This window comes from Escherichia sp. E13S3, from assembly GCF_004212325.1.
Lineage (GTDB): Bacteria > Pseudomonadota > Gammaproteobacteria > Enterobacterales > Enterobacteriaceae > Escherichia.
Genome location: NZ_RHJR01000014.1, coordinates 1 through 26,438 on the forward strand (window position 1 = coordinate 1; position 26,438 = coordinate 26,438).

Below are 26,438 nucleotides of genomic sequence, written 5' to 3' on the forward strand. Positions count from 1 at the left end.
TTTATCCAGTGCATCGTGCAGTGGTTGCGGGAATTCATAGTTACCGGTATAGGTCACGCCGAAAGTCGGCACCACGCCGATCGTGTTTTCGTCGCAGGCCTCAATCATGCGTTTCGGATCCATGAATAGCTGACCGGGACGCATAGGGATCTCACGCAGCTCGACATCCCAGTAGCGGGCAAATTTATGCCAGCAGATTTGCACCGGACCGCAGACCAGATTAGGTTTATTGGTTGGCTTACCTGCGGCTTCCATACGCTTGCGCCAACGCCATTTCATCGCCATCCCGCCGAGCATACAGGCCTCGGAAGAACCAATGGTGTTGGTGCCAACGGCCTGGCCGTTTTTCGGTGCAGGCGCGTGCCACAGGTCAGCAACCATATTTACACAGCGCAGGTCGATGGCTGCGGATTGCGGATATTCTTCTTTGTCGATCCAGTTTTTGTTGATCGACAGATCCATCAATTTATGGACATTTTCGTCGTCCCAGGTCTGGCAAAAAGTTGCCAGATTCTGACGCGCGTTACCGTCGAGAAATAATTCATCATTGATAATTTGAAATGCGACATCATCACGCATTTCATGCAGCGGAAAATGTTTAGATTCCGCGATAGTAGAAATTGCCTTCGCGCCAAAACGCGAGTCGAGTAGTTCTGAGCGGAAATCCGTTAACAGCTTCTGGTCCATTTCGAACTCCTTAAATTTATTTGAAGGCAATAAAAAAGTAGGATTTATCTGGAATGGGCGCAAGGGGTTACGGGTATAATTTAAATAACAAAATCCTAAGCATAAAATTGATTTATTTATATAATAAAAGAGCACTATTAATATTTACACCAGAAATTACCAAATTAATTTCAAATATATAATTGAGGAATGCCTGTTATTTCTTTAATTACCAAATAGATTTTACTTCCTTCGGCATTCTTACACAGATAACCGCTACTCTTATTTGTAACAACAACGATGTACTTGCTTTTATCATAGAGTGCGTGAATGTTCCGAAAATGAAATTTTGCAAAAAAACGTTTATCACTCATTTTCTTTGTATATTAAGGAGTTATATTTTTTGACACATTAATAAACGTGATCTTCCGCACACTTCATCCCCCATCGACCGTAGCGAATGACTACTCTTAAAGGAAAGCCCGATAATTAGAGACGAATTTCGGAGGTCGGATCCTTATGCTCAATCAGAAAATTCAAAACCTTAATCCAGATGAACGGATGATCGAAGTCGATCTCTGCTATGAGCTGGATCCGTATGAATTAAAACTGGATGAGATGATGGAGGCAGAGCCAGAACCCGAGATGATTGAGGGGCTACCCGCCTCTGATGCACTGACCCCTGCCGATCGTTATCTCGAACTGTTCGAGCATGTCCAGTCGGCGAAAATTTTCCCTGACAGCAAAACCTTCCCTGACTGCGCCCCCAAAATGGACCCGCTGGATATCTTAATCCGCTATCGTAAAGTGCGCCGTCATCGCGATTTCGACTTACGCCAGTTTGTTGAAAAGCACTTCTGGCAGCCGGAAGTCTACTCCAGCGAGTATGTATCGGACCCGCAAAACTCACTGAAAGAGCATATCGACCAGCTGTGGCCGGTGTTAACCCGCGAACCCCAGGATCATATTCCCTGGTCTTCCCTGCTGGCGCTACCGCAATCGTACATTGTCCCAGGGGGCCGTTTTAGCGAAACCTACTACTGGGATTCCTATTTCACCATGCTGGGGCTGGCAGAGAGCGGGCGTGAGGATTTACTGAAATGTATGGCCGACAACTTCGCCTGGATGATAGAAAACTATGGCCACATCCCCAACGGCAACCGCACCTATTATTTGAGCCGCTCGCAGCCACCGGTTTTTGCGTTAATGGTAGAGCTATTTGAAGAAGATGGTGTGCGCGGTGCACGCCGTTACCTTGATCATCTAAAAATGGAATATGCCTTCTGGATGGACGGCGCAGAATCACTGATTCCGAATCAGGCCTATCGCCATGTGGTGCGGATGCCGGACGGTGCCCTGCTAAATCGTTATTGGGATGACCGCGACACGCCGCGCGATGAATCCTGGCTGGAAGATGTGGAAACCGCGAAACACTCCGGTCGCCCGCCTAACGAGGTGTATCGCGATTTACGCGCAGGTGCCGCTTCTGGCTGGGATTACTCATCACGCTGGCTACGTGACGCGGGCCGTCTGGCAAGCATTCGCACTACCCAATTCATCCCCATCGACCTTAATGCTTTCCTGTTTAAACTGGAGAGCGCCATTGCCAACATCTCGGCGCTGAAAGGTGAGAAAGAGACGGAAACGCTGTTCCGCCAGAAAGCCAACGCCCGCCGCGATGCAGTTAACCGTTATCTCTGGGATGATGAAAACGGCATCTACCGCGATTACGACTGGCGGCGCGAGCAGTTAGCCCTCTTTTCCGCTGCCGCTATTGTGCCGTTATACGTGGGCATGGCGAATCACGAACAGGCAGACCGCCTGGCAAACGCCGTACGTAGCCGTTTACTGACGCCGGGAGGGATTCTGGCGAGCGAGTATGAAACCGGAGAACAGTGGGATAAACCCAACGGCTGGGCGCCATTGCAGTGGATGGCGATTCAGGGATTTAAAATGTACGGCGATGACTATCTGGGTGATGAAATCGCGCGTAGCTGGCTGAAGACAGTGAACCAGTTTTACCTGGAACACCACAAACTGATCGAGAAATACCATATTGCCGATGGCATTCCCCGTGAGGGCGGCGGGGGCGAATATCCTTTGCAGGATGGATTTGGCTGGACCAACGGTGTGGTACGTCGCCTGATAGGTTTGTACGGCGAACCGTAATAGTTTTACAGCCAGCCACGAACAACCTGCTGGCTATAAAATTACCCTCTTCAGGAGGCGATATTTAACATCATCGCCGCCTGAGTGCGGTTTTTCACTTCCAGGCGGCGGTAAAGCGACTCCAGATGCGCTTTAACCGTTCCGGTACTGATATTTAGCGCCCTGCCGATCTCTTTATTTGATTCACCTGCCGCCAGCATAGTTAAAATTTCCCGCTGGCGGGCGCTTAGCGATTTGAGATCTTTTGTGTCTTTTTCCGGTGTAGTTCGCCAGTCTCCGGGCAAAAACATCATTCCCATCGCCGCGCTATTTACCGCCAATGCAAACGTCTCGACGGCTGAATCACGCGGTACAATTGCCATCACGTTAAAATGGATAACTTCCTGTAACCATCGTTTGCTGCAATCTGTCGCCGTTATCAACACTTTAACATCAGGAAATTGTACTACGGTTTTTTGCAGTAACCAGTAGCAAAACTCACCATCCTGATCGCCATCAAGCATGACTAAGGCTTCAGGGGAGCTTTCCAGTTTTTGCCACAGTTCATCTGCCTGATCGACGCCCTGAATACTCACTCCTGGAATACGCTGCTGTAAACTGATTTTCATTCCGTGAATAAATATTGACTGCCTGTCAAACATGATTATATGCATTACTGAATCTCCACCTGGATACGTTAAAACTCTTAAGTAGGGGAAGGGTATTACCCGAGAGGCAAAATAAGAATTCGCCATTTGGCGGTAGCCATTCTACAGTTATGCAATGTGGAAAATAGTTACCGATATAAATAGTTACAGCTGACGGCCTGAAATTACATGTCGAGGGCATTATTTAAAACATTTTTGAGGATATCCTTATATCTTCGTCTGGCCGCCATTCAAATAAACCGTGATTTTCGCGAGAGCTGGCTAAATACCTGACCGCAAAACGATTAAATTGCGCACGAATAGCCAATACTACATTTACTATTTTGCAGGAAATTGCTGAAAAGACAGTCTTTCAAGCGTTAATTTTCCTTTTCCATGCAGCTAATCAGACATTTCCTTCTAAAAAATACCGGTATTAATCATTACTACATTGTGAAACCTTGCATTAGATGCTAGAAAAAACAATAAATAATGCGCTATGCGCGTTACTGTTTCGCTGTGAACAACAATCGGTCAAAGAAATGGATAAAATTCACGCAATGCAGTTGTTCATTAAGGTCGCTGAGCTGGAAAGTTTTTCCCGTGCAGCGGATTTCTTTGCTTTGCCAAAGGGAAGTGTTTCGCGCCAGATACAGGCACTGGAACATCAGCTTGGCACCCAGTTGCTGCATCGCACTACGCGGCGAGTCAAACTTACCCCCGACGGCATGACCTATTACCAACGAGCGAAAGATGTGTTGAGTAATCTCAACGAACTGGACGGCCTGTTTCAGCAGGATACCACCAGCATCAGCGGCAAATTACGCGTCGATATCCCGCTCGGAATTGCGAAAAACCTGTTGCTGCCGCGCCTGCCAGAATTTCTTCATCAGTACCCAGGGATTGAACTGGAATTAAGTAGCAGTGACCGGGCGATTGATATTCTTCGTGATGGCTATGATTGCGTGATGCGCACGGGCTCGTTGCCCGACGAGGGTATTATTACCCGCCCCCTCGGCAAACTGACGATGGTCAACTGTGCCAGCCCGCACTATCTGACGCGTTTTGGTTATCCGCAAAGTGTGGACGATCTGACTTCGCACGCGGTGGTGCATTACACGCCGCATTTGGGCGCGCATCCATTAGGTTTTGAGGTTGCCACCAGTAATGGCGTCCAGTGGTTTAAGTCCGGCGGCATGTTGACGGTAAACAGTAGCGAAACCTATTTCGCCGCCGGCCTGGCGGGTCTGGGTATCATTCAAATCCCCCGCGTCGCCGTACGCGAAGCCCTACGCGCCGGGCGGCTTATTGAAGTGTTGCCCAACTGCCGCGCCGAGCCGCTATCCATTTCTCTGGTTTATCCCCAGCGTCGGGAGCTTTCCCGCCGTGTAAATCTGTTTATGCAGTGGCTGGCTGGCGTAATAAAAGAGCACCTGGACTGACCGACTATACTTTTTAAGACAGACAACGACAGAAGGACTAAAGAGCGGATGACGCAGGAAAACGAGATCAAACGTCCCACCCAGGATCTGGAGCACGAGCAAATTAAACATCTGGATAATAGCGATAAAGGCAGCAAAGTCAGTCAGGCGTTGGAAACCGTTACCACCACTGCCGGGAAAGTCCAACGTCAACCCATCATCGCGCACCTGATACGCGCGACAGAACGCTTCAATGATCGGCTGGGTAACCAGTTTGGCGCGGCAATCACTTATTTCTCGTTTTTATCGATGATCCCGATTTTGATGGTGTCGTTTGCCGCAGGGGGCTTTGTGCTGGCCTCCCATCCGATGCTGCTGCAGGATATCTTCGACAAAATTCTGCAAAACATCAGCGATCCGACGCTGGCGGCCACATTGAAAAATACCATCAACACCGCCGTTCAGCAGCGTACGACCGTAGGGCTTGTCGGCCTGGCGGTTGCGCTTTATTCCGGGATTAACTGGATGGGAAATTTGCGTGAAGCAATTCGCGCTCAATCGCGTGATGTTTGGGAACGTTCACCGCAAGATCAGGAGAAGTTTTGGGTTAAGTATCTGCGTGATTTTATTTCGCTAATTGGTTTATTGATTGCGCTGATTGTCACGCTTTCAATAACCTCGGTTGCCGGTTCGGCGCAGCAAATGATTATTAGCGCCCTGCACCTTAACAGTATTGAGTGGCTGAAACCGACGTGGCGCTTGATTGGCATGGCGATTTCTATCTTCGCCAACTATCTGCTTTTCTTCTGGATCTTCTGGCGTCTTCCGCGTCATCGCCCGCGTAGAAAGGCGCTGATTCGCGGGACATTCATCGCGGCGATTGGTTTTGAAGTCATTAAAATCGTGATGACGTATACCCTGCCGTCGTTGATGAAATCCCCCTCTGGCGCGGCATTTGGTTCCGTGCTGGGGCTGATGGCATTTTTCTACTTCTTCGCCCGTCTGACGTTGTTTTGCGCGGCGTGGATTGCCACCGCCGAATACAAAGACGACCCGCGAATGCCGGGGAAAACGCAGCATTAAAATAGGTCGGATGCGGCGTAAACGCCTTATTCGGCCTACGAATTTATTCGACCTGGCTCCCCGTAGGCCGGATAAGATGCACCAGCATCGCATCCGGCTATAATGCGCACATAACTACCTGAAACTCTTCCCCTGGACCTCTTCAGCCATCTCTTCGGGAGCCAACAATTTCACACCAACTCATAAACCCAGCATATAAATCCAGTTGGTAACTTTTATTTAACCTGAAACCAGTTTTATCCACCATTTATGAAATTGTGTGAAGCATTTCATAGAAGAAAAATCACTCGTCTAAACATTATCCGCTTTTTGCCTGATTTTTAACCTTTTCCGCGATTTGTTACACATTGAAATATCACTTTTGCTGTGCGTAATATGGCTATTCGTTCGCCAAAAAATAAGAAAAGATTATGCAAGCAACAGCTACAACACTCGACAACGAGCAAGAATACAAGCCGATAAACTCACGTAATAAAGTCCTTGTCGCCTCCCTCATTGGCACGGCCATTGAGTTCTTCGACTTCTACATTTACGCCACTGCGGCCGTTATTGTATTCCCGCATATCTTCTTCCCGCAGGGCGATCCGGCGGCAGCGACGCTACAGTCGCTCGCCACCTTCGCCATCGCCTTCGTCGCACGCCCAATCGGTTCTGCCGTATTTGGCCATTTCGGCGATCGCGTTGGGCGTAAAGCGACGCTGGTCGCCTCGTTGCTAACGATGGGGATTTCAACAGTGGTGATTGGTCTGCTGCCGGGCTACGCCACGATTGGTATTTTCGCCCCGCTGCTGCTGGCACTGGCTCGATTTGGTCAGGGTCTGGGATTAGGCGGTGAATGGGGTGGCGCAGCGCTGCTGGCGACCGAAAATGCGCCACCGCGTAAACGTGCGCTGTACGGCTCCTTCCCACAGCTGGGCGCACCGATTGGCTTCTTCTTTGCTAACGGCACTTTTCTGCTGCTTTCCTGGCTGCTGACTGATGAGCAGTTTATGAGCTGGGGCTGGCGCGTGCCGTTTATCTTCTCGGCGGTGCTGGTCATTATCGGCCTGTATGTTCGCGTGTCGCTGCATGAGTCCCCGGTGTTTGAGAAAGTCGCTAAAGCGAAAAAGCAGGTGAAGATCCCGCTGGGTACTCTGCTGACCAAACACGTACGCGTCACGGTGCTCGGTACCTTCATCATGCTGGCAACCTATACGCTGTTTTACATAATGACCGTCTACTCAATGACCTTCAGTACCGCCGCCGCGCCAGTTGGGCTTGGCCTGCCGCGTAACGAAGTGTTGTGGATGCTGATGATGGCAGTTATTGGTTTTGGCGTGATGGTACCAGTAGCCGGATTGCTGGCCGATGCCTTTGGGCGGCGTAAAAGCATGGTGATCATCACGACGCTAATCATCCTGTTCGCGCTGTTCGCCTTTAATCCACTGCTCGGTTCTGGCAATCCGATTCTGGTTTTTGCTTTCCTGCTGCTGGGGTTAAGCCTGATGGGGCTGACCTTCGGGCCGATGGGCGCGCTGTTACCAGAGTTGTTCCCGACAGAAGTGCGTTACACCGGAGCATCGTTCTCTTACAACGTAGCGTCGATTCTCGGGGCTTCCGTTGCGCCATATATCGCGGCCTGGTTGCAAACTAACTACGGGTTAGGTGCGGTGGGGTTATATCTGGCGGCAATGGCTGGCTTGACGTTAATCGCCCTGCTGCTGACGCATGAGACGCGACATCAGTCGTTGTAATAAGAGTGAAAAGCCTGATGCGCTACGCTTATCGGGCATGAATTTCCATACAATACGTGGATTTGTAGGACGGATAAGGCGTTCACGCCGCATCCGGCATGAACAAAGCGCACTTTGCCAACAATCTAAATCTGTTTAATTGCCGGATGTCAGACATCCGGCAATTATCATCACTTCTTCATCTGCGACAAAATCGTCCGACACTGATTAGCCTCCCCTTCGGAAGGTGAGATCAGCGCCAGCAAGGCCGCAGCTGGCGTCACCAGCGTTGCCAGTGCCGCCGCAACCGCACCTCGGGCAATCAACGGCCCGGCTTTCACCCCAGCCTGCGGATTTTTAAACGTCCCACGCACATACAGTGGCGAACGCAGTGTGATAATCCGAATCCCTTTACTCTCCGGATCAATAGTCAAATCCAGCTGTTCCGAAGCAAAACTTGCCGTGCCGGTAACATTAATCAACGCGTTCTCAGTATCAAAAGCAAAAATCTGCGGACGCGCCACGCCATTGGCAATATTCAGATTTGCTGCCGCGCAGTTCACCCGCACCTCATCATCACCGAAGATCGCACCGACAATGTAGTTACCGACGTTCAGCCCGACAATCTCCATCAGGTTGCGGCTCACCAGCCCGTCATTCATCAACAGTTTCAGGTTACCGTTACTGTTCCCCAAAAGCGCCGCCACTGAGTTACCGCTACCGCGTAGTTCCGCATCACCGTTCATTTCCCCCAGCGTTTTTTGCATCAGTTCCACATCTGGCATCAGTTCTTTCAGTTTCAGTCGACGAGCCTGAATATCTGCCCGCCCTTGCATCGGCTTTTTATCGCCTTCCAGATGAATATTCGCCGCAATGCTGCCGCCCGCCATGCCAAATTTCAGCGGTTGCAGGCGCAGGTCAGCGTTTTTGAGGATGATATGGGTAGAAAGATCGCTAATCGGCAGGCTGCTGCCATGCTCAATACGACGGCCTTTGAAGCGAACATCGGCATCCATGACGTCCCATTTATCGGTTTCGAAGCGGTCATACGGCAGCACTTTGCCCGCAGGCTGAACGCTTTTTTCGCCCTTCTTCTGTTCAGACCGTTTCGACTTTTCCGCTCCTTTACCGGAATCAACGCCAATTAACGGCCCTAAATCTGCCAGCCGCAATTGCCGCGACTCGACATCACCTTCCAGTTTTGGCCGTGGCTTACCGGTGGTGTAGACCAGAGAACCGTGAATATCGCTATCGCCAATACGCCCGTTAAAGCCTCGATAATCAAAGACCGACGATTTTTCCGTGTCGATTTTCGCTACCAACCGACCATCGGTTTCAAACGGTGGGGTATCAGGCAGCAGAACGCCCGTCAGTTCATAGAGATCGCCCAGCGAATCGCCGGAAAATTTAAGCCGTAAATCGACGCCGCCCATTTTCATTGGGTCATTCACTACGCCATCAAAAGCAACACGGGTGTTACCAGAGCGAAAATCAGCCTGTACCGGAAACGGCGTCCCTTCGCCACGCAGCGCCAGCATACCGCCGATTTTTCCCGTGCCCGTGAGCGGTTCGCCGTTATAACGTCCCTGCGCCTTCAGGCCAAAAACGTAATCGCCCACCTTTTCTTTCTCGTTCTTACCTTTCGATCCGCTGACTTCACTGAACGGCAACGGCTTGCCTAATGGATCGACAAAAATTTCCAGATCCGCTTTGCTGACTTTGTCATCAATGGCGATCCGCCCTTGATCGAACAGAATATTATCCAGCCGAAACGACCACGCCGACGGCTTTGCATTCGCGTCTTTGTTGTCATCGCTGGCGAGATTAAACGTCCAGTTGTTATTCTTTTCTGAGAGGCGAATGATGCGTGCGTCGGGCTTTTCCAGTTTGATCCACGGTAGCCAGACCGTTTTGGTCAGCAGCGCCAGAGGGGCCAGCGTTGCTTCTACCCGTGGCAGATGCACCATTGTGACTTCGGGAATGTCTGGCGGGTTGCCGAGAATGATGTCTTCCGCGTGTACATGGGGCCACGGCACCCAGCTGCGCCAGCCGGTTTCCTGTTTTTTCCGCTCCCATACCACGCCCAGATCGCCACGAATAGCGAACGGGCGATTCAACTCCGCAGAGACTTTCTGGTTGATGGTCGGTTTGAGTCGATTCCAGTCAAAAGTCGCAATCAAAATGATCGCCACGACGAGCAACAACAAGAAAGCACCTGAAATCGCGGCGGTTATTTTGCCTGCCTTGCTCATAGTTCGCTTCCTCATATTCTTCCTGGGCCAGTCCTAAAGATAGTCCAGCCAGGCGGAAAATGAGGCGGCTACACCACCAGAGCCACCGTATCCAGCGTTTCTATCGGTGCCGGACGCGAAAGAAACCAGCCTTGTGCGGCGAATGCGGGGGAATTCTGCACATCGCACCACTCCTCCTGCGTTTCCACACCTTCGACGATCACTCCGCGACAATAGCGATTCATTAGATGTAAAAGCTGCGAAAAGAGCGTGCGGCCTTCCGGCGACTGGCGCAGCATCACAAACAGTTCGCGAGCGATTTTAATGTAGTCATAACGGACTTCACTTAGCGCGGAGAAATTTGCCATCCCGGTGCCAAAATCATCAAGCCATAGCGGACCAAATTCGCACATCGAGGCAAAGGTTGAATCTTTTGGCAGGCGGATATGTTCTACCAGTTCAAAACGCAGCCAGGGAAGGCGGTCAATCTGACGCAAAATTTCCGGCTGCTGACGTAGGGCGAGAAGTGTCGGACCATCGATATTAACCGATGCCAGCAGGCCATGCTCAACAAAGAACACGGCTTTTTGCGCCAGTAAATCAATCTGTTCTTTCACCACATCCATACGATGTCTGATGGTGATTTCAGCAAAATAACGATCCGGTGGCAGTCGTTGCGAAGGATCCTCGGGATGAGTAACGACCGTTAATAGCTCTACGGCCATCAACCGACCGGATGTCTGGTAAATCGGTTGCCAGGTGTAAGCACGTTCACACTGCAACCAAAAGCGTCGTTCCTGCAAGCTTTCGATACTTGCTTCAGGATGGCTTATTCGCTGAATAACCTGCCTTATCATCGAAGATGTCCTGTGTTTAAAAGTGATGCTGCCCGGACTCGACAAATGTTATCGGCGCGCAACGTCAGAACTTTACCGCCCGAAGCGGCTAAATTTGCCCGTCCTGTGGCGAAATCGTCCAGGAATACGTTCTGGCTCAAAAAAATAATGGAACAGTGTTTTAATATAGTTGACCAACAAACCACCACAGCGCAAACTAACGCTAATTTTTTACAGATCAGGTTCACGACTATGTCCAAAAAGATTGCCGTGATTGGCGAATGCATGATTGAGCTTTCCGAGAAAGGCGCAGACGTTAAGCGCGGTTTCGGCGGCGATACCCTGAACACCTCCGTCTATATCGCCCGTCAGGTCGATCCTGCGGCATTAACCGTTCATTACGTGACGGCGCTGGGAACGGACAGTTTTAGTCAGCAGATGTTGGACGCCTGGCACGGCGAGAACGTTGATACTTCCCTGACCCAACGGATGGAAAACCGCCTGCCGGGCCTTTACTACATTGAAACCGATGACACTGGCGAACGTACGTTCTACTACTGGCGTAACGAAGCCGCCGCCAAATTCTGGTTGGAGAGCGAGCAATCAGCGGCGATTTGTGCAGAGCTGGCGAATTTCGATTATCTCTACCTTAGCGGGATTAGCCTGGCGATTTTAAGCCCAACCAGCCGCGAGAAGCTGCTTGCTCTGCTACGCGAATGCCGCGCCAACGGCGGAAAAGTGATTTTCGACAATAACTACCGTCCGCGCCTGTGGGCCAGCAAAGAAGAGACGCAGCAGGTGTATCAGCAAATGCTGGAATACACGGATATCGCCTTCCTGACGCTGGACGACGAAGACGCGCTGTGGGGTCAACAACCGGTGGAAGACGTCATTGCGCGCACCCATAAAGCGGGCGTGAAAGAAGTGGTGGTGAAACGCGGGGCGGATTCTTGCCTGGTGTCCATTGCTGGAGAAGGGTTAGTTGATGTTCCGGCGGTGAAACTGCCGAAAGAGAAAGTAATCGACACCACTGCTGCGGGTGACTCTTTCAGCGCTGGTTATCTGGCGGTACGTCTGACAGGCGGCAGTGCGGAAGACGCGGCGAAACGCGGACATTTAACTGCAAGTACCGTTATTCAGTATCGCGGCGCGATTATCCCGCGTGAGGCGATGCCGGAATAATGGTTTTTGACGGAGAACGGGTAGATATTCGTTCTCCGTTAATCGCCTTGCAGGGGTGAACCGAACTATGCTGATAATTTGAAGTAAACTGTTGACGCATATCATTCAAACCACGAGTAAAATTAAGCGGGTTCTCACCTTTAATTTCGACCGTGACGAAGACATTCCCATTGTTGTTAAAGAAGTCAAAATAATAGTCATGTTGATGACGACGATTGGTTTTAAATTGACGAAATGATAAATAGCAGCGGTCATCGTAGGTAATTAAATAATCATTTTCTCCATATTCGTTTATCATCTTGTTTTTCAGGCTACCATCGAAGAGCACTGTATACTTATCTCTGTCAGCAAATAATCCGGCATCCGTTTCTCGGTTGATCGTGTTGACGCTGATGCCGAATTCTATTTTTACCTTGTCTTTATCTATATTATTTCTTGTGCTGACATAAATATTATTGGCATCCCAAAGTAAGAGAAAGTTTTTGTTGCAGGAATAAAGACCTGTTAAGCAAAGAATGACTGTTAGCAAGAATAGTATACGTTTTTTGTTGCGCATTTATACTCCTTTAAATCCGTTGATGTCGCAAAAAAAAACACCTACATTTTTAGATGAACCAGACTAATAACTCATCAATTAAAGTTGTTAAAAAAAGAAAAATTTACTAACGTTTCATCATAACCTAACGAAAGAATGTCTTTTTCCATTGGTTTAATAATATTTCCCCATTGTATTTTGAATTCAGATACTGGGATTTCAATTGTGGAAGTTTTAATAATCGAGTTGATACCATAAAGATATCTTACGTCAAACCAATAAGCGGTTATATTGATGGTCTCTGAGCTTTTATGCTCAAATTCCCAACGGGTAGTGAACGTACTGGATAAAAAACACATAAAAAACTGTTTAGTACCCAGTTCTAACTGCTCAAATATATTGACGATATCATTATAGATATCGCTAATATCTCCTTTTCTATCTAAACATAAAACGACTTTATCAAACACCATAAGGATATCGTTTGTATAATCAGTATAGGTTGAGTATATGGCTTCTGATACCGAGAGATCTTCGTCATCTTTTACTCCCAAAGGAGTTTCTTTGATTGCTATCAATTTAAACATAATGTTTTTATTTTCTTAGCGCAAGTTATTGTATGGTTTCCATGAAATTATCAAAAATCTTTCTTAGCGAATCATAAATATGGAATTTATTTCGCTGATTTAATTTATAATCCCCCGTTTCAACGTACATAACTTCTGACATACAACTTAAATCATCCCAAACTGTAAACCTGGCAATATAGATATCATTCTCAAAATCAATAACTATGCTGGTTGATAATGTATTGGTATTGCATTTAATATTATGCCCAGTGTTTTTCTGCACCCATAATATAAACTGTGTAAGAATCAACGACTGCCCCCCAAAAATGGGAAAACTCACTTATTCTGCAAAGTTACTTATTAAGAAGCCCACGCCTCATTTTTTGGCAAATAGCCCTTTCGCCAACAGGTCAGAATCTTAAAACTCGCTCGCAAATAAAATTTATTAGCCGAATCGTTTTTACCATTCTGGCTAACGTCATCTCACCCGTTCTCTTATCTATCACGAACTCGCCGTAATCAGATCTACAATAGTCAGAAGATGTAGGTCAAAATTCATATTTTACTACTTTATCAGTTTCTTCAATTTTCAATATTTCTATATGATAGGCCATTATTTAACACCATCTATTCCCTGGCAACGTATACAGCTAAAACCAGTAGCTAAAATCTCAACATAACTATCATAACCTACTATAATATAATGTTTTAACTTCAACCTTTTTTTAGGGTCATATAATTTCTCTTTTTCTTCAAGCGGTACAGAATTCATTACTTGATATATACCTGAGTCCAGATTTGCACTATCAACCTTCTTAATAACAATATTGTTATAGTTGGCTTCATAAAAATTGACGGTAGCACACTTAACTTCAGCAACAGTAGTGAAGGCCAGTTCAATTTGAACATAATCTTTCTCTGCTGATAGTAACTCCAGAGCATCTACTTTAATGTTGACGCCATCAGACTCTGTATATGTTAAAGATAAATAAGTTGTGGAAATCCTGAATCCAATCGATTGTGATTTTAACACAAGCATAAACTCACTCCTTCCAGGAGGCACCAGTATAATTTATTCAGCTAATAAATAATTAAACCCACTCTACGGTAAGTTTATTTTAATAATGAATGGTTATCTGCACGCTACCGCCGTGCCTGGAAAAATATCTACGGGTATATCACGGCAACTTATTCATTACCGTTAATCCCGGCAGCGCAGAAGAAACGCTGCCGGGTTATTTATTACTGTGCGGGTGGAATATCCGTCACTTCAGGATGGACGTCATCCGTGGCAACAGATGTGGCGGCAGCCGCAGTCGATGGGGCCATGATTTGATCCCAGGCCGCCTGCAACGCTTTCATGTTAAATTCCGGCTCGCCTTTCGGCTGCAGCAGTATTAACGCCATATCATTCGACAACTGCTGGCGCAGATCCTGATTTAACATCTCCACCGTCAGGCTGTTAAGGAAATCCTGGCGCAGTTTCTGATATTGCTCCGGTGCGATATCGACGACCTGGTTTTGCAACGAACGCATCCGCTGGCCCATCAGAATATCGGTATCGGCTCGCGCATAGGCGGCAAACAATTTCTGCAGTTCCAGTTTCTTTTGCGCCACCAGAGCGTTGAACTCTTCTTCCGGCAGACCTTTGTCACGAACTTTCGCCAGCTCACGCGCCACCAGATTAAGGTTGCTGTTCAGCTTGTCGTTTGGTGACTCGATGTTGATGGCACACTGCGCACGCAGATACAGCACACGGCAGTCAAATCCAAGACCAATGTCTTTACTGTTACTGGCGCTTAATGCTTGCTGAACGTGCCAGAACAGCGCCTCACGAGCCAGGTCCGCACGCCAGTAGCGCAGCAGTGCGGCTGATTCACGAATCGGCTGCCACGGCGTATCCCACATGATGGATAACCGGTCCTGGCGTACCGCATCGGTCATAATACTCACCGCTTCCGCACGCAGAGGAGAAAGCGTCGGCACCGGAGCCGGTGTTTCACGTTTGCCTTTCAGTTCGCCAAACGTTTTGTTGATTTGGTCTACAACCGAGCGCGCATCAACGTTCCCCACCACCAGCAGCGTCATTGCATCCGGGGTGTACCATTTCTGGTAGAAATCTTTAATCTTTTCCGCTTCAACGGGTTGTTTCAGCGGATCGGCAGGATCGTGACCTAATAAAGTCGATCCCTTCAAGCGATAGCGCCACCAGCCTTCTTTGGTGTCGGCAGGCCAGGTTGCCACCATGTCCTGACTTTGCAGCGCGTGGTTGATGGTTTCTGGTGTGATAGTCAGTTTGCCACTGGCATTTGCCAGATAAGAGAGCGCCTCTTTCAGCAAGTCGTTGCGGTTATTTGGCAGACTAAGATTAAACAGCGTGGTGTCGTAAGAGACGATCACCGGTGGCATCGGGCGCTTAGGGTCGATCCCCTGTTGCCACAATGAACGTGCCTGTGCCGCTTCAAGGCCACCGCTTTGCGTCAGCGCGATGCGGGGAATGGCATGGCTATAACCGCTCTGTTGGGTACTTTCGGCGAGCGAACCGGTATTAACCAGCAGGCGAATTTCAACACGATCGCTGGGACGCTGGGGCGTGGTCAGCACTTGCCACTGTAAACCGTTGGAGAGCGTCCCCTGTTGCCATGCTGGATCAGGCTGGAGCGCATCTGCCTGCACATAGCCAGCAGTGGCCATCATCAGCAAACCGCCCGCTAAAAGTCGAATTTTTGTGCCCTGCATGTGAACCCCTGATCAACTATCCTGGTAATAAAAAACTGCCCGTTGTCGGTCAGTCTAAATGACATTGAAAACACTTCGTGTTAGACCGCAAGAATATAAAAATGTCACGGAAGAAGTGAAATAAACCTGAACTCACCCAGGTGGTAAGTTCAGGCACAGGGGGCAATTATGCGCAAACACCCGCACTCGGGGAAGGGAGTGCGGGCATAAGTGGTGAGATTAAGAGGATAATTCGTGCGTTTTGCCTTCCGGCGCACGATTATTCAGCACATCGTCCAGTTTTTTGTGGTCCAGTTCTTTCACCCACTTAGCGACCACGATGGTTGCTACACCGTTACCGACCAGGTTAGTCAGCGCACGAGCTTCCGACATGAAGCGGTCAATACCGAGGATCAGCGCCAGACCCGCCACCGGCAAATGGCCTACGGCTGAAAGCGTCGCCGCCAGCACGATAAAGCCACTGCCCGTTACCCCTGCCGCCCCTTTAGAAGAAAGCAACAACACGATTAACAGCGTGATTTGGTGGACGATATCCATCTGACTGTTAGTGGCCTGGGCAATAAATACCGCCGCCATCGTCAGGTATATCGATGTGCCATCAAGGTTAAACGAGTAGCCTGTCGGGATGACCAACCCCACCACCGATTTCCGGCAGCCGAGTTTTTCCATCTTGTCGAGCATACGTGGCAGCGCCGATTCGGAAGACGATGTTCCCAACACAATCAGCAGTTCTTCACGAATGTAGCGGATAAATTTGAAGATACTGAAACCGGTCGCTTTAGCGATTGAACCCAGTACCAGCACCACAAACAGGATACAGGTGATGTAGAAGCAGATAATCAGCTGCCCCAGCTGCACCAGTGTTCCGACGCCGTATTTACCGATGGTAAATGCCATCGCCCCGAACGCCCCAATCGGTGCCAGGCGCATGATCATATTGATGATGCCGAAGATGACCTGCGAGAAACTTTCGATAACGTTAAAAATCAGCTGGCCTTTGCTGCCCAGACGATGCAGCGCAAAACCAAACAGTACGGCAAACAGCAGCACCTGCAGGATGTTACCGCTGGCAAACGCGCCAATGACGCTCGCCGGGATGACATCCATAATGAAGGCGACAATGCCCTGGTCTTTCGCCTGCGCGGCGTAAACGGCTACCGCTTTCGCATCCAGACTCGCCGGATCGACGTTCATTCCAGCACCTGGCTGGACAACGTTAACGATAATAAGACCAATAATCAGCGCGATGGTACTGACTATCTCAAAGTAAAGCAGTGCGACTGCGCCGGTACGACCGACCGCCTTCATGCTTTCCATGCCCGCAATGCCAGTGACGACGGTACAAAAGATGACGGGAGCGATGATCATCTTAATGAGCTTAACGAACCCGTCGCCAAGCGGTTTCATTTGCTCGCCTATTTCAGGGTAGAAATGGCCAAGGAGAATACCAATGGCTATCGCTGTCAGGACCTGAAAGTAAAGGCTTTTAAACAGAGAGGTTTTCATAGGGTGTCCTTTAGTAAAACCACAGGTCTTGTAAGGTTATGGGGTACCTGCGGCCTTAAAATAACACCCAGACAACATCACAGAAATGTACCTGGATCATAATTGAAACAAAAATGTTAAAAAGTTTGAGCTGGCTCGCACAAACCAGCACTTTTTAAAGTTTTGTAATCAGTTTGGGGTAGCTACTTTTCTTCCAGGTAACTCTCTTCGAAGATTTCAATGGGAAGTGGACGTGCAAAAAGGAAGCCCTGGGCAATTCCCACGCCCGCCTTTGCCAACCAGTCACGTTGTGCTTCTGTCTCTACGCCTTCAGCAATGATTTGCAGATTCAGGCTTTTCGCCAACATGATAATCGCGGCAATCATGCTGCTATCTTCCGGCAAACCATCAATGAACATTTTGTCGATTTTCAAAACGTCCACCGGGAGAGATTTCATATGCTGCAACTGACGCAACCCTGAATAGCCCATACCGAAATCATCCAGCGCCACCTGTACTCCGGCGTTGCGCAGCGGACGAAGGATTGCCACCGCCGCGTGAGGGTCATCAATGCGTCGGCTTTCTGTCACTTCCAGAATCAGCGTTCCTGGCTGAACACGATAGCGCGTTAGCAGTTCCAGCATATCCGCCACCATATTCGGGTGCATCAGTTGCAGAGCTGAGATGTTCACCGATAATGACAGCATAATGCCGCGCTCCTGCCAGGCGGCAAGCAGTCGGCATGACTCTTCCAGCACCCAGTGACCGACGGTAACCATCAGTCCACAAGACTCAATACGATCAATTAACCCATCCGGTAGGTCCCAACTCCCATCCGGTTGCTGGATACGCAATAACACTTCCGCGCTGACTAACTTGCCGCTGGTCATCTCAACTTGTGGTTGTAGCCAAATCGCAAACTGATGATTTTCAAGCGCATTAAGGATATCGCTCTCTTCCGTCAGCCGCTGTTGAGCGGCTTCCATCTGCTGCGGATCATAGAACTGAATCTGATTCTTCCCTTTATGACGCGCGGTAAACGCCGCAGAAATAGCACGACCATAAAGTTGTTCGGCGGTGATATCGCCATAGAACATCGCCACGCCGATGTTACAGTGTGGGCGCAGTTGAATGCGATCAATCGGCAAAGGCTCGCGCATGATAGTGAGTACTTGCTGACCTAACGTAATAGCGTGCCACGGCTCCTGCACACCGTTGGCGATAACAGCGAAGTCATAGCCACTGACCTGCGCGAGAACCATGCGCGGCGACAGCACCGACTTGAGTTTTTCCACCAGCGTCAGCAGCAGGATTTCCCGCTGCGCCTCTTTCAGCACACCGGCGGTGTCGCGCAGGGTTTCGCAGGTGATAATCATCAGCGCAGTCGTCTGTTTACGCGTCACCACCTGTTCCAGCATCTCCATCAGCAGGGCTTTGTTTGGCAAGTCCGACACCGGGAAGCGCATCGCGTTTTCGATCTGCTCTTCATAATGGCGCTGCAACAGTTGCTGGTTAAGGTTATAACTGCGCACCAGCATGCCTATTTCATCGTCCTGATGCAGACGCGGCAGCGCCAGCTGATGGCCGATAATCTCTTGCGGTGGAATGGCGTTCAGCTCACGAGCAATATTGCGTAAAGGATGTAATATCAGTCGGTTAATACACCAGCTAATCGCCACTGTCAGGATGAGCGACAAAAGTAAGTAAATGGTCACTAACGTGGAGAGCGTACTCATCACGAACTTATACATGCGGAAGGAATCCGCCTGTAACACCAGATAGGCAATCGGTTGTGGGTTTGCCGGGCGCTCCAGCGAGTAGACGCCCAGCGAGATTTGCACCGGTAGTTCGAGCAGTCGGGTAACCATTACCGGCACCGGGCGTTCGGGAATAAAACTTTTACGCAGCGCCTGGAACTGGTTAGGCAGCACCACATCTGCGCGGCTGACCACGCCCGCAGGTTTGATGCTGGAGAGAATGGCCTCCGCCTGGGGAATATCCCCTTTGAGGATGGCTGAGGACAAGGGTTCGCGGACAGAACGAGCAATGCTTTCCAGTTGCGTAGCCGTGTTATAGCGATTCTGCTGTACCAAGTGGAACAGCAAAACGGTGCAAAAAACAAAGACAAACACCAGGACAACGGCCGCCACCATTGCCATCTGCTTGATTGTTAACGAACGACTAACGCGCAAATTATCTCTCCCCCGGAAATCCCAGACTGCCGCCCGAGTATACCCGATCGCAGCGGCATTAAGAGAGGCGCTATCTGAAAACTTACCAGTCGGCGTAAGGTATCAGCGGCTGTGGCGGTAAATCCATATCGCCCTGCCATCCGGCGGCAGAATACCGTACGTAGAGCAGGAAATGGCTTGGCGCATAATCTTTCGCCTGTTGGATATCAATCGCCGTGCCGACAAACCAGTTGGATGTGACGCGTCGTTCAAGTAACGCTCGCGCCGTATAGCCAAAGCCCTGGCTGCTACCGCCACCATTGGTCTGGTCAGCGGCGTCGTCTTTCCAGTCATTCGGAATCAGGTTCATCAGCGGATAACGCGGCATGGTTTTAGTGCGCGAGTGCGACCATGAGCCAGACGCGCCCAGCTCCCATGACCAGTTTTCCGTGCGCTCACGCCACATCACCGGTACGGCAAACGACAGATACTCCTGCGGGCTGTAGTAGCCGCCCTGCCCAAGTGAGTACCCACTCAGGTCTTTGTCGTAATGCCAGATCATGTTGTTCAGGCCGATAGTGACGCGACGATTATTCTGGTTGATGACTTTATAGTAATAGCCCGTCATCCAGCGCACGCGCCAGTTATCTTCGACATTTTTGCCGGTTAACTGGTCACCGCTAAGTGATGCCCAGACGCCGTTTGCCTCGCCTTTATCATAGCTCAGACTTAACCCCACACCATCGGCACGTACGCCGCCCCATTTTTTCCCGGTATTGCTCGGAGAGTCTTTCTGTCCGCCGAAGGCAAGTAATGAACTGGAAATAGGTCGGCGATGGGCGTTAACGGTGTAACCAAGCGGCCCGATATCATCGCTGTAACTGACGCCGCCGACCACGTCCACGACGTTGAAGCCCATCGGCGTGGTGCCGATATCCCAACTCCAGACGTCATTTCGCCAGCCGACCGCCACGCTTGCGCCAGAATCCGACTGACTGCGATTGCCGCTACAGTCTTGTAACGTACAGGTCCCCCAGTTGTTGTCCCATGTGCCGTCGTCGTTGGTGGAGAAACTGCCGACATTCATATTGACGAAATCGCTGCGGAAGAACATTCGTCCGTCCGCATATGGCGCATCTACCTGCAACATGGTGGTGTGCGCTTTCAGATCGGAGTATCCGCCAGTGCCGCTCGATCCCCAGTAGTCGTGCTCCAGGGTGACGTTAAGATCCTGCTGACGATAGAGGTCCGCCGCATCGCTACGTACGCCGCGTTTCAGCCAGTCATCTTTCTCGTCGTTGCGGGTCAGTCGGGTAAAGGTGTCGTTATCCTGCGGACGCGTCGTGGTCACACCGGATGCGACCATCGCGTCTTTGTAGGTTTCCAGCGCCTGCTTTGGATCGCCCGCCTGTGCTTCAAACTTCGCACCATCGCGCAGTACCATCGCGCTTTCCATCGACGGTGGCTGAGATTTTGCCTGCGGGATCAGCTTGTTAAATGTCTGCTGCGCCGCTGCGGTATCGCCAAGCTGCGCCTGCGCCAGCGCCACGCGCCGCTGAGTGTTCAGAGAGGCGTTATCGGTGGCGGGCAGTTTCGCCAGCTGGCTACGTGCCGCCGCGTTGTCACCGGCAGCGATATCCACTTCCGTCAGACCCAGGATGGCGTCGGCGTTAGTTGGCTCGCGCGTCAAAACGTTCTGATAAGCCGCGCGGGCGGCGGTGTAATCGCGCCGTTGCTGCGCCCAGTCGGCCAAGGTGAGATCAATGCGTGTGGAAGGTGGTTGCTGACGCAGCATCGCTTCCGCTTCGGCTTCTTTGCCGCTTTCACGCAGGCGATTGGCTGTTTCCAGCACCTGATCGCTTTGCAGCCGGTTCACCAGTTCATGAATATTGCTGTTCCACTGCGCGCGCGGCAGGCTGTTGATATGCGCCAGTGCCGCCCGGTCCTGATCATGACCGGAGAGATACAGCCCGTAGGCGTAAACCTGCTCTGGGTCGTTCGGCTTCTGCTGCGCCAGATTGCGCATCAAAGTATCTGCCTGGCTGCGTTGTCCGGCCTGCCAGAGATCCTGCGAAAGTCGGTAAGTAATCCACACACTGCCGGGGTCCAGCGCCAGTCGCTGGCGCTGAAGTGCTGCTGCCTGCGCCCATTTGCCCTGTTTTTCCAGCGCTTCGGCCTGCTGTGACAAACGGTCGTTTTGCAGACTACGTTCAATATCGTCAACGCTGCGCCGCTGGCTGGCAGAGAGCGAGGCAATAAATGCTTCAGCCTTTTCCGGCGATTGCTGGCGATAAAGATTCGCCAGACCGCGCACGGCGTTGGTGTTGCCGCTGTCCATCCGTAGCGTCTGCTGATAATAACGTTCGGCTGCAGGGTAATCTTTGCGCGCCATCGCCACATCACCCAGCCCCAGCACCGCATAGCTGTCAGTATTATCTACATTGCGCGCCTGCTGGAATAACCGTTCCGCCTGATCAGGATTGTTCGCTTTAAGCGCGGCATCGCCTTGTTGGATCGCCAGCCAGTAGCGGTTTACTTTCAGCAGGCTGTTCCATTTGTCGTTGTTGCTGCTGTGCGGGTCCAGCGCGAGGGCTTTCTCCAGATTCACCACCGCATTGGCACGATCGCCTTTCTGGGAATACGCCTGGCCCAGCGCCCCCAGCGCTTCACTGTCTTTCGGGTTAGCACGCACCGCCAGTTGCAACTCAGGGATAGCTTTACCCGCCATGCCTGAATCCACCGCCGCTAAACCTTGCGCACGAGCACGGAAAGCAGGATCGGCCAGTTGTTTTTGTTGTTCTGCCAGTTGCGATTGTGCAGCAGCCACGTTGTCGCCATCGCTAAATATTGAGAGATATTTTTTCAGTGCCTGCACGCTGGCATCGCTGACAGGCATGTCTTTAATCTGCCCGTACCAGATTTTAGAAGCACCATCACGACCGGCGTTAGATTTCGCCATCTGTTCCAGTACGGCAAAACCTTCGTCACGGCGATCGCTGCTAAACAGCAATAGCGCCAGATTGTTTTGCAGGCCCGTATTGCCCAGCGTATCCGCATTGATGCGTTTTAGCTGATTAATCGCTTCGCCACGGCGAGCCGGAATTTTCGCCACAGTACTCCAGTACTCGACGGCAATATCACCTTCCGGCGGCGCCCCGTTGAACAGTTTGTTGTAACCCGCCACGGCTTCTTCCGCATGCCCGGTGGTGGCCTGCAATCGTGCCTGTTGCAGTGCCTGGCGACCATCCGGCGTGGAAAGCAACATCGTCGTCCGCGACGATTTGTAAGCATTTGAACTCGGCGCTAATTGCGACAATCGGTCGAGTTGTTTTTGCGCCCCATCAACATCACCCTGCCGTAACAGAGAGCGAAAACGGGCAGCAACGACGTCCGGGTTATTCGGATCAATAAGTTCCAGACGATACAGCGACTGCTGCACCAGGTCTTCGCGGTGAGTCGCTTCGCCAACTCGTACCTGCTCCAGTAACTGTTGCTGGGCGGTTGGCGCCGCCTCGACCATCGGCATTACAGCCAGACCGAGGGAAAGTGTGAGGATGTTTAGTGTGAATTTGCGCATTCCTGGCCCCAGTCAGGCAATAACTCACCTTTTGTCGAGAAGCGGAAACGGTGTTGATCCCAGCCTTGTCCGAACAGGGTCAGCACATAATTGTAATAGGCATCGCTGCCAGGAAAGTTATCTGCCACACGCTGGCGCTGTACAGCCTGCGCGTCACGGTCCTGAAGAAACGGCAACATAGCCGCAGAAAAACCTACCGGCCCTTGCCCCTGCGCTTTACCCGTAGCGACATCAACTTTCTCCGGCGGATAGCCGTTCTTCTCAGTAAATGTCGCCATCGGTTTAAAACGCGCTAACAGCCGTGCTTTTTGCGGATCAGTCTCTGGCATCATGCCGACCCACATGTAAACGCGAATCGCGTCATAGCTGCTGATCAGCGTTTTTTCAGCTTTCAGCTGCCAGCCTTTGTCTTTCTCATAGCGCACCCAGTCTGGCGAAAAGCCTTTCGGGGCGGTTTCCAGCAATAAACGTTGATTGGTTTCGCGCAGCGTAGTCCACGGCGCGCCAAAGCGGGTGAAATACTGTGCCAGCGTCGGTGGTAGATAACTCGGGTTCAAACGCCAGGTGTTATTCTCGGCAAAGCCGACTTTTCCCGGTAACAGCATCGAACCCAGCCCCGGCACCGTCACCACTTCCTCTTGCGCAATGCGTTTTAACAATGCGCTGCCGATGTCGGTATAACGTTGCTCTTTCCACAATCGCCCCGCCTCAAGCAACGACCAGGCCATCCAGATATCACCATCAGAGGCCGAATTGCTGTCCAGCACTTCCCACTTACTGTTCTCTTTTTTGCCCCACAGCCAGGCAGGCAAATGTTCGTTTAAGGCCCCCTGAGCAAGATTGTTCTGGGTCCAGTCAAGTAGGTTGTCAAATGTCGCACGATCATTAGCCGCCAGGGCAAAGAACATGCCGTAGCTTTGCCCTTCAGAGGTGGTAATTTTGCGTGCGTCACTGGGGTCAATGACGCGCCCTTCCTGACTGATGTAATCCTTTTTGAACTGCTCCCAGGCAGGCCAGTTGCAAGCTGCCTGAACACTGAAGGCAGCCAACAGCAGCATCGTCACGATCCCACTACGCAAAACTTTCATCATCGATTACTCATTATCCGGATTAAGACGACGACGGCTGATGATGCGCAGCAGACGCCACAGTACCCAGGCCAGCAGCACCACGCTGATTGCCGCCAGTATCGCCAGCAGAATCGGATGGTTCGCCAGTGCGTACCATAAACGTTCAAACCACGGCAGATGACCGACGTAATAGACGTCGCCAACGCGCAGGCTGTTAACACCGGACTCGCGAATCACCGCTACGGAACCAAACATAGTGGCGCGTTTACCGCTGTCGTTCACCGCATCGTTAAGCATTTCATAGCCGCGTGGACTATCCGCCAGTAACGCAATTACGCTGCGCTGGTCGTTATACGGTGACTGGAAGCCAATCACCGCCGCCATCGCACCAGAAGAGGTCAGTGTGGACTGGGTTTCTGCTGCGCGGTCGTTTTCGTCTGGCACAATGCCGGGGAACGGAGTCTGGCGCATCGGCGTTTTCACCCAACTTTCGGTAGCCTGAACCAGCATATCGATCTGCTTGTCATCTTTTAATTTGTCCGGGATACCACCGATGATCATGATGTCGGCATCTTTGCCCTGAATGGCGCTGCCATCATCGGTCACCGTCAGGTTGATCGCCGGGAAGCCCGTCTGTGCACCAATAAAGCCCACGGTATTAAGCAGTGTTTCCATCTGTGCTTCGTTTGGTGTTTTTGGCATCACGGTAATGGTTTGCGACAAATCCGCCATCCGGCTGAACGGGAAGCCCGCATTAGCAAACGCGCGCAGATCCGGCATCGGGATGAAGTGGTAATACTTTGAGAAATCAATAGTTGAGTCATCGCCAATCACGACGTGATTCTGCACCGGCTGGAAGGTAATACAGTTATCCACCGAACCGCCCGGCATTGGGTTCATATACTCAAAATCGAAACGCAGCTGGTTGGTCGCCCCCAGTTTCAGCGCCGGAATGGAGACATCGGTTTTACCATCCAGCAAACCTTGCAACACCGGGATCCGCAGCAGCAGGCGGTTCGCCTCCTGTTTACTGCTCAGGTTGAAAGATTGCAGGAACTGGTTGTTCAGGCTGATATCCATCCGCGAGCTGTCTTTCACCGGCGGCATGGTGTAGCGATAGTTGATATCCATATCGATACCGGTGCTGCGCATCAGGTAGAGATCTGGCGGCAAGTTCAGCGAGATGCTAATCGCTGCCGGCTCCAGCCCGCTGGACTGTAACTGTTCTTCATAGGTTTTCAGCTCACCAAAGGTGACCGGACGATCGGTTCGCACCCAGTTTGGCGCATCGTACGGTTTACGCGGTAGCAGCGGTTTCACTTCATTCACTACCACGCTTTCACCACGGAACAGAATGTTACCCTGAGCGATACCTTTCGCTGCCTGCAACAGGTCTTTGTCGTCACGACCAAACACCACCAGCAGTTTGACGTAAGGATTCTCCGGATGGTTGATCATCTCAATCACCGGGGCTTTTACTGCCGGATGATCGCGCAGGAAGTCCGGTCGCTTGTCATTGGTCGCAAAGACAATCGCATTGCGGTCCGGAAGCTGATTATAGAGTACCGGGAAGTTCTGTCCGCGCCAGCCAGAACGGGAGCCAAACCACGACGCAACAATCGCCGAAGCCTGTTGCAGACCAACATCCGGCGCACCAGCAAAAACTATCGGCAACGTATTGGCACGGTTATCCCTCGGGTCGAAAAACGGAATCGGGAAGTGCGACAGATCATTTTTCACATTCAGTGATTGATACGTCAGATCCAGTCCGCTACTGCGTCCAACATCCAGCCAGAGCGTTGTGCTGGCCGGGTTTTCACAGACATCCTGATAATGACCAACAAACTCCAGCCGCACGCGGTTGAAGTCGGTGATAAACAGCGGATTAATCGGCATTTGCGCCAACGTCTTTTTACCCAACTGCTCTTTGGTCACTGGCAGCACGCCCATCAACTCATCGTTCAGATAGACTTTCAACTGTGACTGTATCGGCAGCAGTGATGGCGACGGCGTATATTCAAGGTTAAGCATCGCCTTCGTCACCACTTCATCACTGCGCATACCAAACTCTATGCTGCCGTTCGGGTTAATGCCACGCAGTACCATGCTGCCCGGCGGCGGCGCGATTTGCGCAAAGGTCAGCTTCACATCGCGCGAAGGGCCATTCTGCGCCACGATGGGCGCGTCCGCGCCCTGCACGCCAGGCATCACCTGTCCGACCCGCGGATTTTGCTCCGCCTGGGCAGGCACAGTTGGCTCAGCATTGATCAGTGGTTGCGTCGTCGGTGTCGCCTGCGTCATGAAAGAGGGGAACGCACTCATCCCCATAGCCACTGCACAAATCCAGAATAGTTTTCTTTTCATCG

At 51.0% G+C, this 26,438-nt stretch carries 18 protein-coding genes; 5 read left to right on the forward strand and 13 right to left on the reverse strand.

What is annotated here, in order from left to right; translation table 11 throughout:
- The coding region (locus D9597_RS13985) for a pyridoxal-dependent decarboxylase (protein WP_130222947.1) at positions 1-687 on the reverse strand (687 nt) is incomplete at its 3' end.
- Positions 688-1,185: 498 nt separating this feature from the next.
- On the opposite strand from D9597_RS13985, the gene D9597_RS13990 reads away from it, so the two are divergent.
- Positions 1,186-2,835: an alpha,alpha-trehalase gene (locus D9597_RS13990; RefSeq protein WP_130222949.1), complete on the forward strand. Its 1,650-nt coding sequence runs from the start codon at positions 1,186-1,188 to the stop codon at positions 2,833-2,835.
- Between the two features lie 50 nt (positions 2,836-2,885).
- Here the strand turns inward: D9597_RS13990 and D9597_RS13995 are convergent, their stop codons facing one another.
- Positions 2,886-3,488, reverse strand: coding sequence for a response regulator transcription factor (locus D9597_RS13995; RefSeq protein ID WP_064527789.1), 603 nt, complete (start codon positions 3,486-3,488; stop codon positions 2,886-2,888).
- A 515-nt stretch (positions 3,489-4,003) separates the two neighbouring features.
- Here D9597_RS13995 and D9597_RS14000 point away from each other — a divergent pair.
- From D9597_RS14000 to D9597_RS14010, 3 genes are all read left to right on the forward strand, one after another.
- On the forward strand, positions 4,004-4,903 hold the full coding sequence (locus D9597_RS14000) for a LysR family transcriptional regulator (protein ID WP_205712912.1): 900 nt from the start codon (positions 4,004-4,006) through the stop codon (positions 4,901-4,903).
- A 48-nt stretch (positions 4,904-4,951) separates the two neighbouring features.
- Positions 4,952-5,965, forward strand: a complete 1,014-nt coding sequence (yhjD, locus tag D9597_RS14005) for an inner membrane protein YhjD (protein ID WP_130222953.1) — start codon at positions 4,952-4,954, stop codon at positions 5,963-5,965.
- Between the two features lie 410 nt (positions 5,966-6,375).
- Positions 6,376-7,698: an MFS transporter gene (locus D9597_RS14010; RefSeq protein ID WP_130222955.1), complete on the forward strand. Its 1,323-nt coding sequence runs from the start codon at positions 6,376-6,378 to the stop codon at positions 7,696-7,698.
- A 170-nt stretch (positions 7,699-7,868) separates the two neighbouring features.
- Here D9597_RS14010 and D9597_RS14015 read toward each other — a convergent pair whose 3' ends face one another.
- Both D9597_RS14015 and pdeH read right to left on the reverse strand, forming a co-directional pair.
- On the reverse strand, positions 7,869-9,929 hold the full coding sequence (locus tag D9597_RS14015) for an AsmA family protein (RefSeq protein WP_130222957.1): 2,061 nt from the start codon (positions 9,927-9,929) through the stop codon (positions 7,869-7,871).
- A gap of 68 nt (positions 9,930-9,997) precedes the next feature.
- Positions 9,998-10,765, reverse strand: a complete 768-nt coding sequence (gene pdeH / locus D9597_RS14020) for a cyclic-guanylate-specific phosphodiesterase (protein WP_130222959.1) — start codon at positions 10,763-10,765, stop codon at positions 9,998-10,000.
- Positions 10,766-10,996: 231 nt separating this feature from the next.
- Between pdeH and kdgK the strand changes: the two genes are divergently transcribed.
- A complete protein-coding gene (gene kdgK, locus D9597_RS14025; protein ID WP_130222961.1) occupies positions 10,997-11,926 on the forward strand; it encodes a 2-dehydro-3-deoxygluconokinase in 930 nt (309 codons plus the stop codon).
- Here kdgK and D9597_RS14030 read toward each other — a convergent pair.
- From D9597_RS14030 to bcsB, 9 genes are all read right to left on the reverse strand, one after another.
- Positions 11,898-12,482: a hypothetical protein gene (locus tag D9597_RS14030; protein WP_130222963.1), complete on the reverse strand. Its 585-nt coding sequence runs from the start codon at positions 12,480-12,482 to the stop codon at positions 11,898-11,900. The genes kdgK and D9597_RS14030 overlap by 29 nt on opposite strands.
- Before the next feature lie 74 nt (positions 12,483-12,556).
- Positions 12,557-13,048 carry a hypothetical protein gene (locus D9597_RS14035; RefSeq protein ID WP_130222965.1) on the reverse strand — a complete coding sequence of 164 codons (492 nt, stop codon included), beginning with the start codon at positions 13,046-13,048 and terminating at the stop codon, positions 12,557-12,559.
- A gap of 595 nt (positions 13,049-13,643) precedes the next feature.
- Positions 13,644-14,069: a hypothetical protein gene (locus D9597_RS14050; RefSeq protein ID WP_130222967.1), complete on the reverse strand. Its 426-nt coding sequence runs from the start codon at positions 14,067-14,069 to the stop codon at positions 13,644-13,646.
- Positions 14,070-14,272: 203 nt separating this feature from the next.
- Complete coding sequence (locus D9597_RS14055) at positions 14,273-15,769, reverse strand: pitrilysin family protein (RefSeq protein ID WP_130222969.1); 1,497 nt, start codon at positions 15,767-15,769, stop codon at positions 14,273-14,275.
- A gap of 219 nt (positions 15,770-15,988) precedes the next feature.
- A complete protein-coding gene (gene dctA, locus D9597_RS14060; RefSeq protein WP_130216296.1) occupies positions 15,989-17,275 on the reverse strand; it encodes a C4-dicarboxylate transporter DctC in 1,287 nt (428 codons plus the stop codon).
- A gap of 182 nt (positions 17,276-17,457) precedes the next feature.
- The gene (gene hmsP / locus D9597_RS14065) at positions 17,458-19,446 is read right to left on the reverse strand and encodes a biofilm formation regulator HmsP (protein ID WP_130222971.1); all 1,989 of its coding nucleotides are present in this window, start codon (positions 19,444-19,446) and stop codon (positions 17,458-17,460) included.
- A gap of 82 nt (positions 19,447-19,528) precedes the next feature.
- Positions 19,529-23,002 (reverse strand): cellulose synthase complex outer membrane protein BcsC, encoded by a 3,474-nt coding sequence (gene bcsC / locus D9597_RS14070; RefSeq protein WP_130222973.1) that lies wholly within the window; start codon positions 23,000-23,002, stop codon positions 19,529-19,531.
- Complete coding sequence (gene bcsZ, locus D9597_RS14075) at positions 22,984-24,090, reverse strand: cellulose synthase complex periplasmic endoglucanase BcsZ (RefSeq protein ID WP_130223080.1); 1,107 nt, start codon at positions 24,088-24,090, stop codon at positions 22,984-22,986. The genes bcsC and bcsZ overlap by 19 nt, the downstream gene beginning before the upstream one ends.
- A gap of 6 nt (positions 24,091-24,096) precedes the next feature.
- Positions 24,097-26,436: a cellulose biosynthesis cyclic di-GMP-binding regulatory protein BcsB gene (bcsB, locus tag D9597_RS14080; RefSeq protein ID WP_130222975.1), complete on the reverse strand. Its 2,340-nt coding sequence runs from the start codon at positions 26,434-26,436 to the stop codon at positions 24,097-24,099.
- Positions 26,437-26,438: the final 2 nt, after the last annotated feature.

Bases quoted from the DNA above. Each gene is read 5' to 3' on its own strand.
- D9597_RS13995 (WP_064527789.1), bottom strand. From the start codon at position 3,488: ATGCATATAATCATGTTTGACAGGCAGTCAATATTTATTCACGGAATG.
- D9597_RS14030 (WP_130222963.1), bottom strand. From the start codon at position 12,482: ATGCGCAACAAAAAACGTATACTATTCTTGCTAACAGTCATTCTTTGC.
- kdgK (WP_130222961.1), top strand. From the start codon at position 10,997: ATGTCCAAAAAGATTGCCGTGATTGGCGAATGCATGATTGAGCTTTCC.
- bcsB (WP_130222975.1), bottom strand. From the start codon at position 26,436: ATGAAAAGAAAACTATTCTGGATTTGTGCAGTGGCTATGGGGATGAGT.
- bcsZ (WP_130223080.1), bottom strand. From the start codon at position 24,090: ATGAAAGTTTTGCGTAGTGGGATCGTGACGATGCTGCTGTTGGCTGCC.
- dctA (WP_130216296.1), bottom strand. From the start codon at position 17,275: ATGAAAACCTCTCTGTTTAAAAGCCTTTACTTTCAGGTCCTGACAGCG.
- D9597_RS14050 (WP_130222967.1), bottom strand. From the start codon at position 14,069: ATGCTTGTGTTAAAATCACAATCGATTGGATTCAGGATTTCCACAACT.
- yhjD (WP_130222953.1), top strand. From the start codon at position 4,952: ATGACGCAGGAAAACGAGATCAAACGTCCCACCCAGGATCTGGAGCAC.
- D9597_RS14015 (WP_130222957.1), bottom strand. From the start codon at position 9,929: ATGAGCAAGGCAGGCAAAATAACCGCCGCGATTTCAGGTGCTTTCTTG.
- D9597_RS14000 (WP_205712912.1), top strand. From the start codon at position 4,004: ATGGATAAAATTCACGCAATGCAGTTGTTCATTAAGGTCGCTGAGCTG.
- D9597_RS14035 (WP_130222965.1), bottom strand. From the start codon at position 13,048: ATGTTTAAATTGATAGCAATCAAAGAAACTCCTTTGGGAGTAAAAGAT.
- D9597_RS14010 (WP_130222955.1), top strand. From the start codon at position 6,376: ATGCAAGCAACAGCTACAACACTCGACAACGAGCAAGAATACAAGCCG.
- D9597_RS14055 (WP_130222969.1), bottom strand. From the start codon at position 15,769: ATGCAGGGCACAAAAATTCGACTTTTAGCGGGCGGTTTGCTGATGATG.
- D9597_RS13990 (WP_130222949.1), top strand. From the start codon at position 1,186: ATGCTCAATCAGAAAATTCAAAACCTTAATCCAGATGAACGGATGATC.
- bcsC (WP_130222973.1), bottom strand. From the start codon at position 23,002: ATGCGCAAATTCACACTAAACATCCTCACACTTTCCCTCGGTCTGGCT.
- pdeH (WP_130222959.1), bottom strand. From the start codon at position 10,765: ATGATAAGGCAGGTTATTCAGCGAATAAGCCATCCTGAAGCAAGTATC.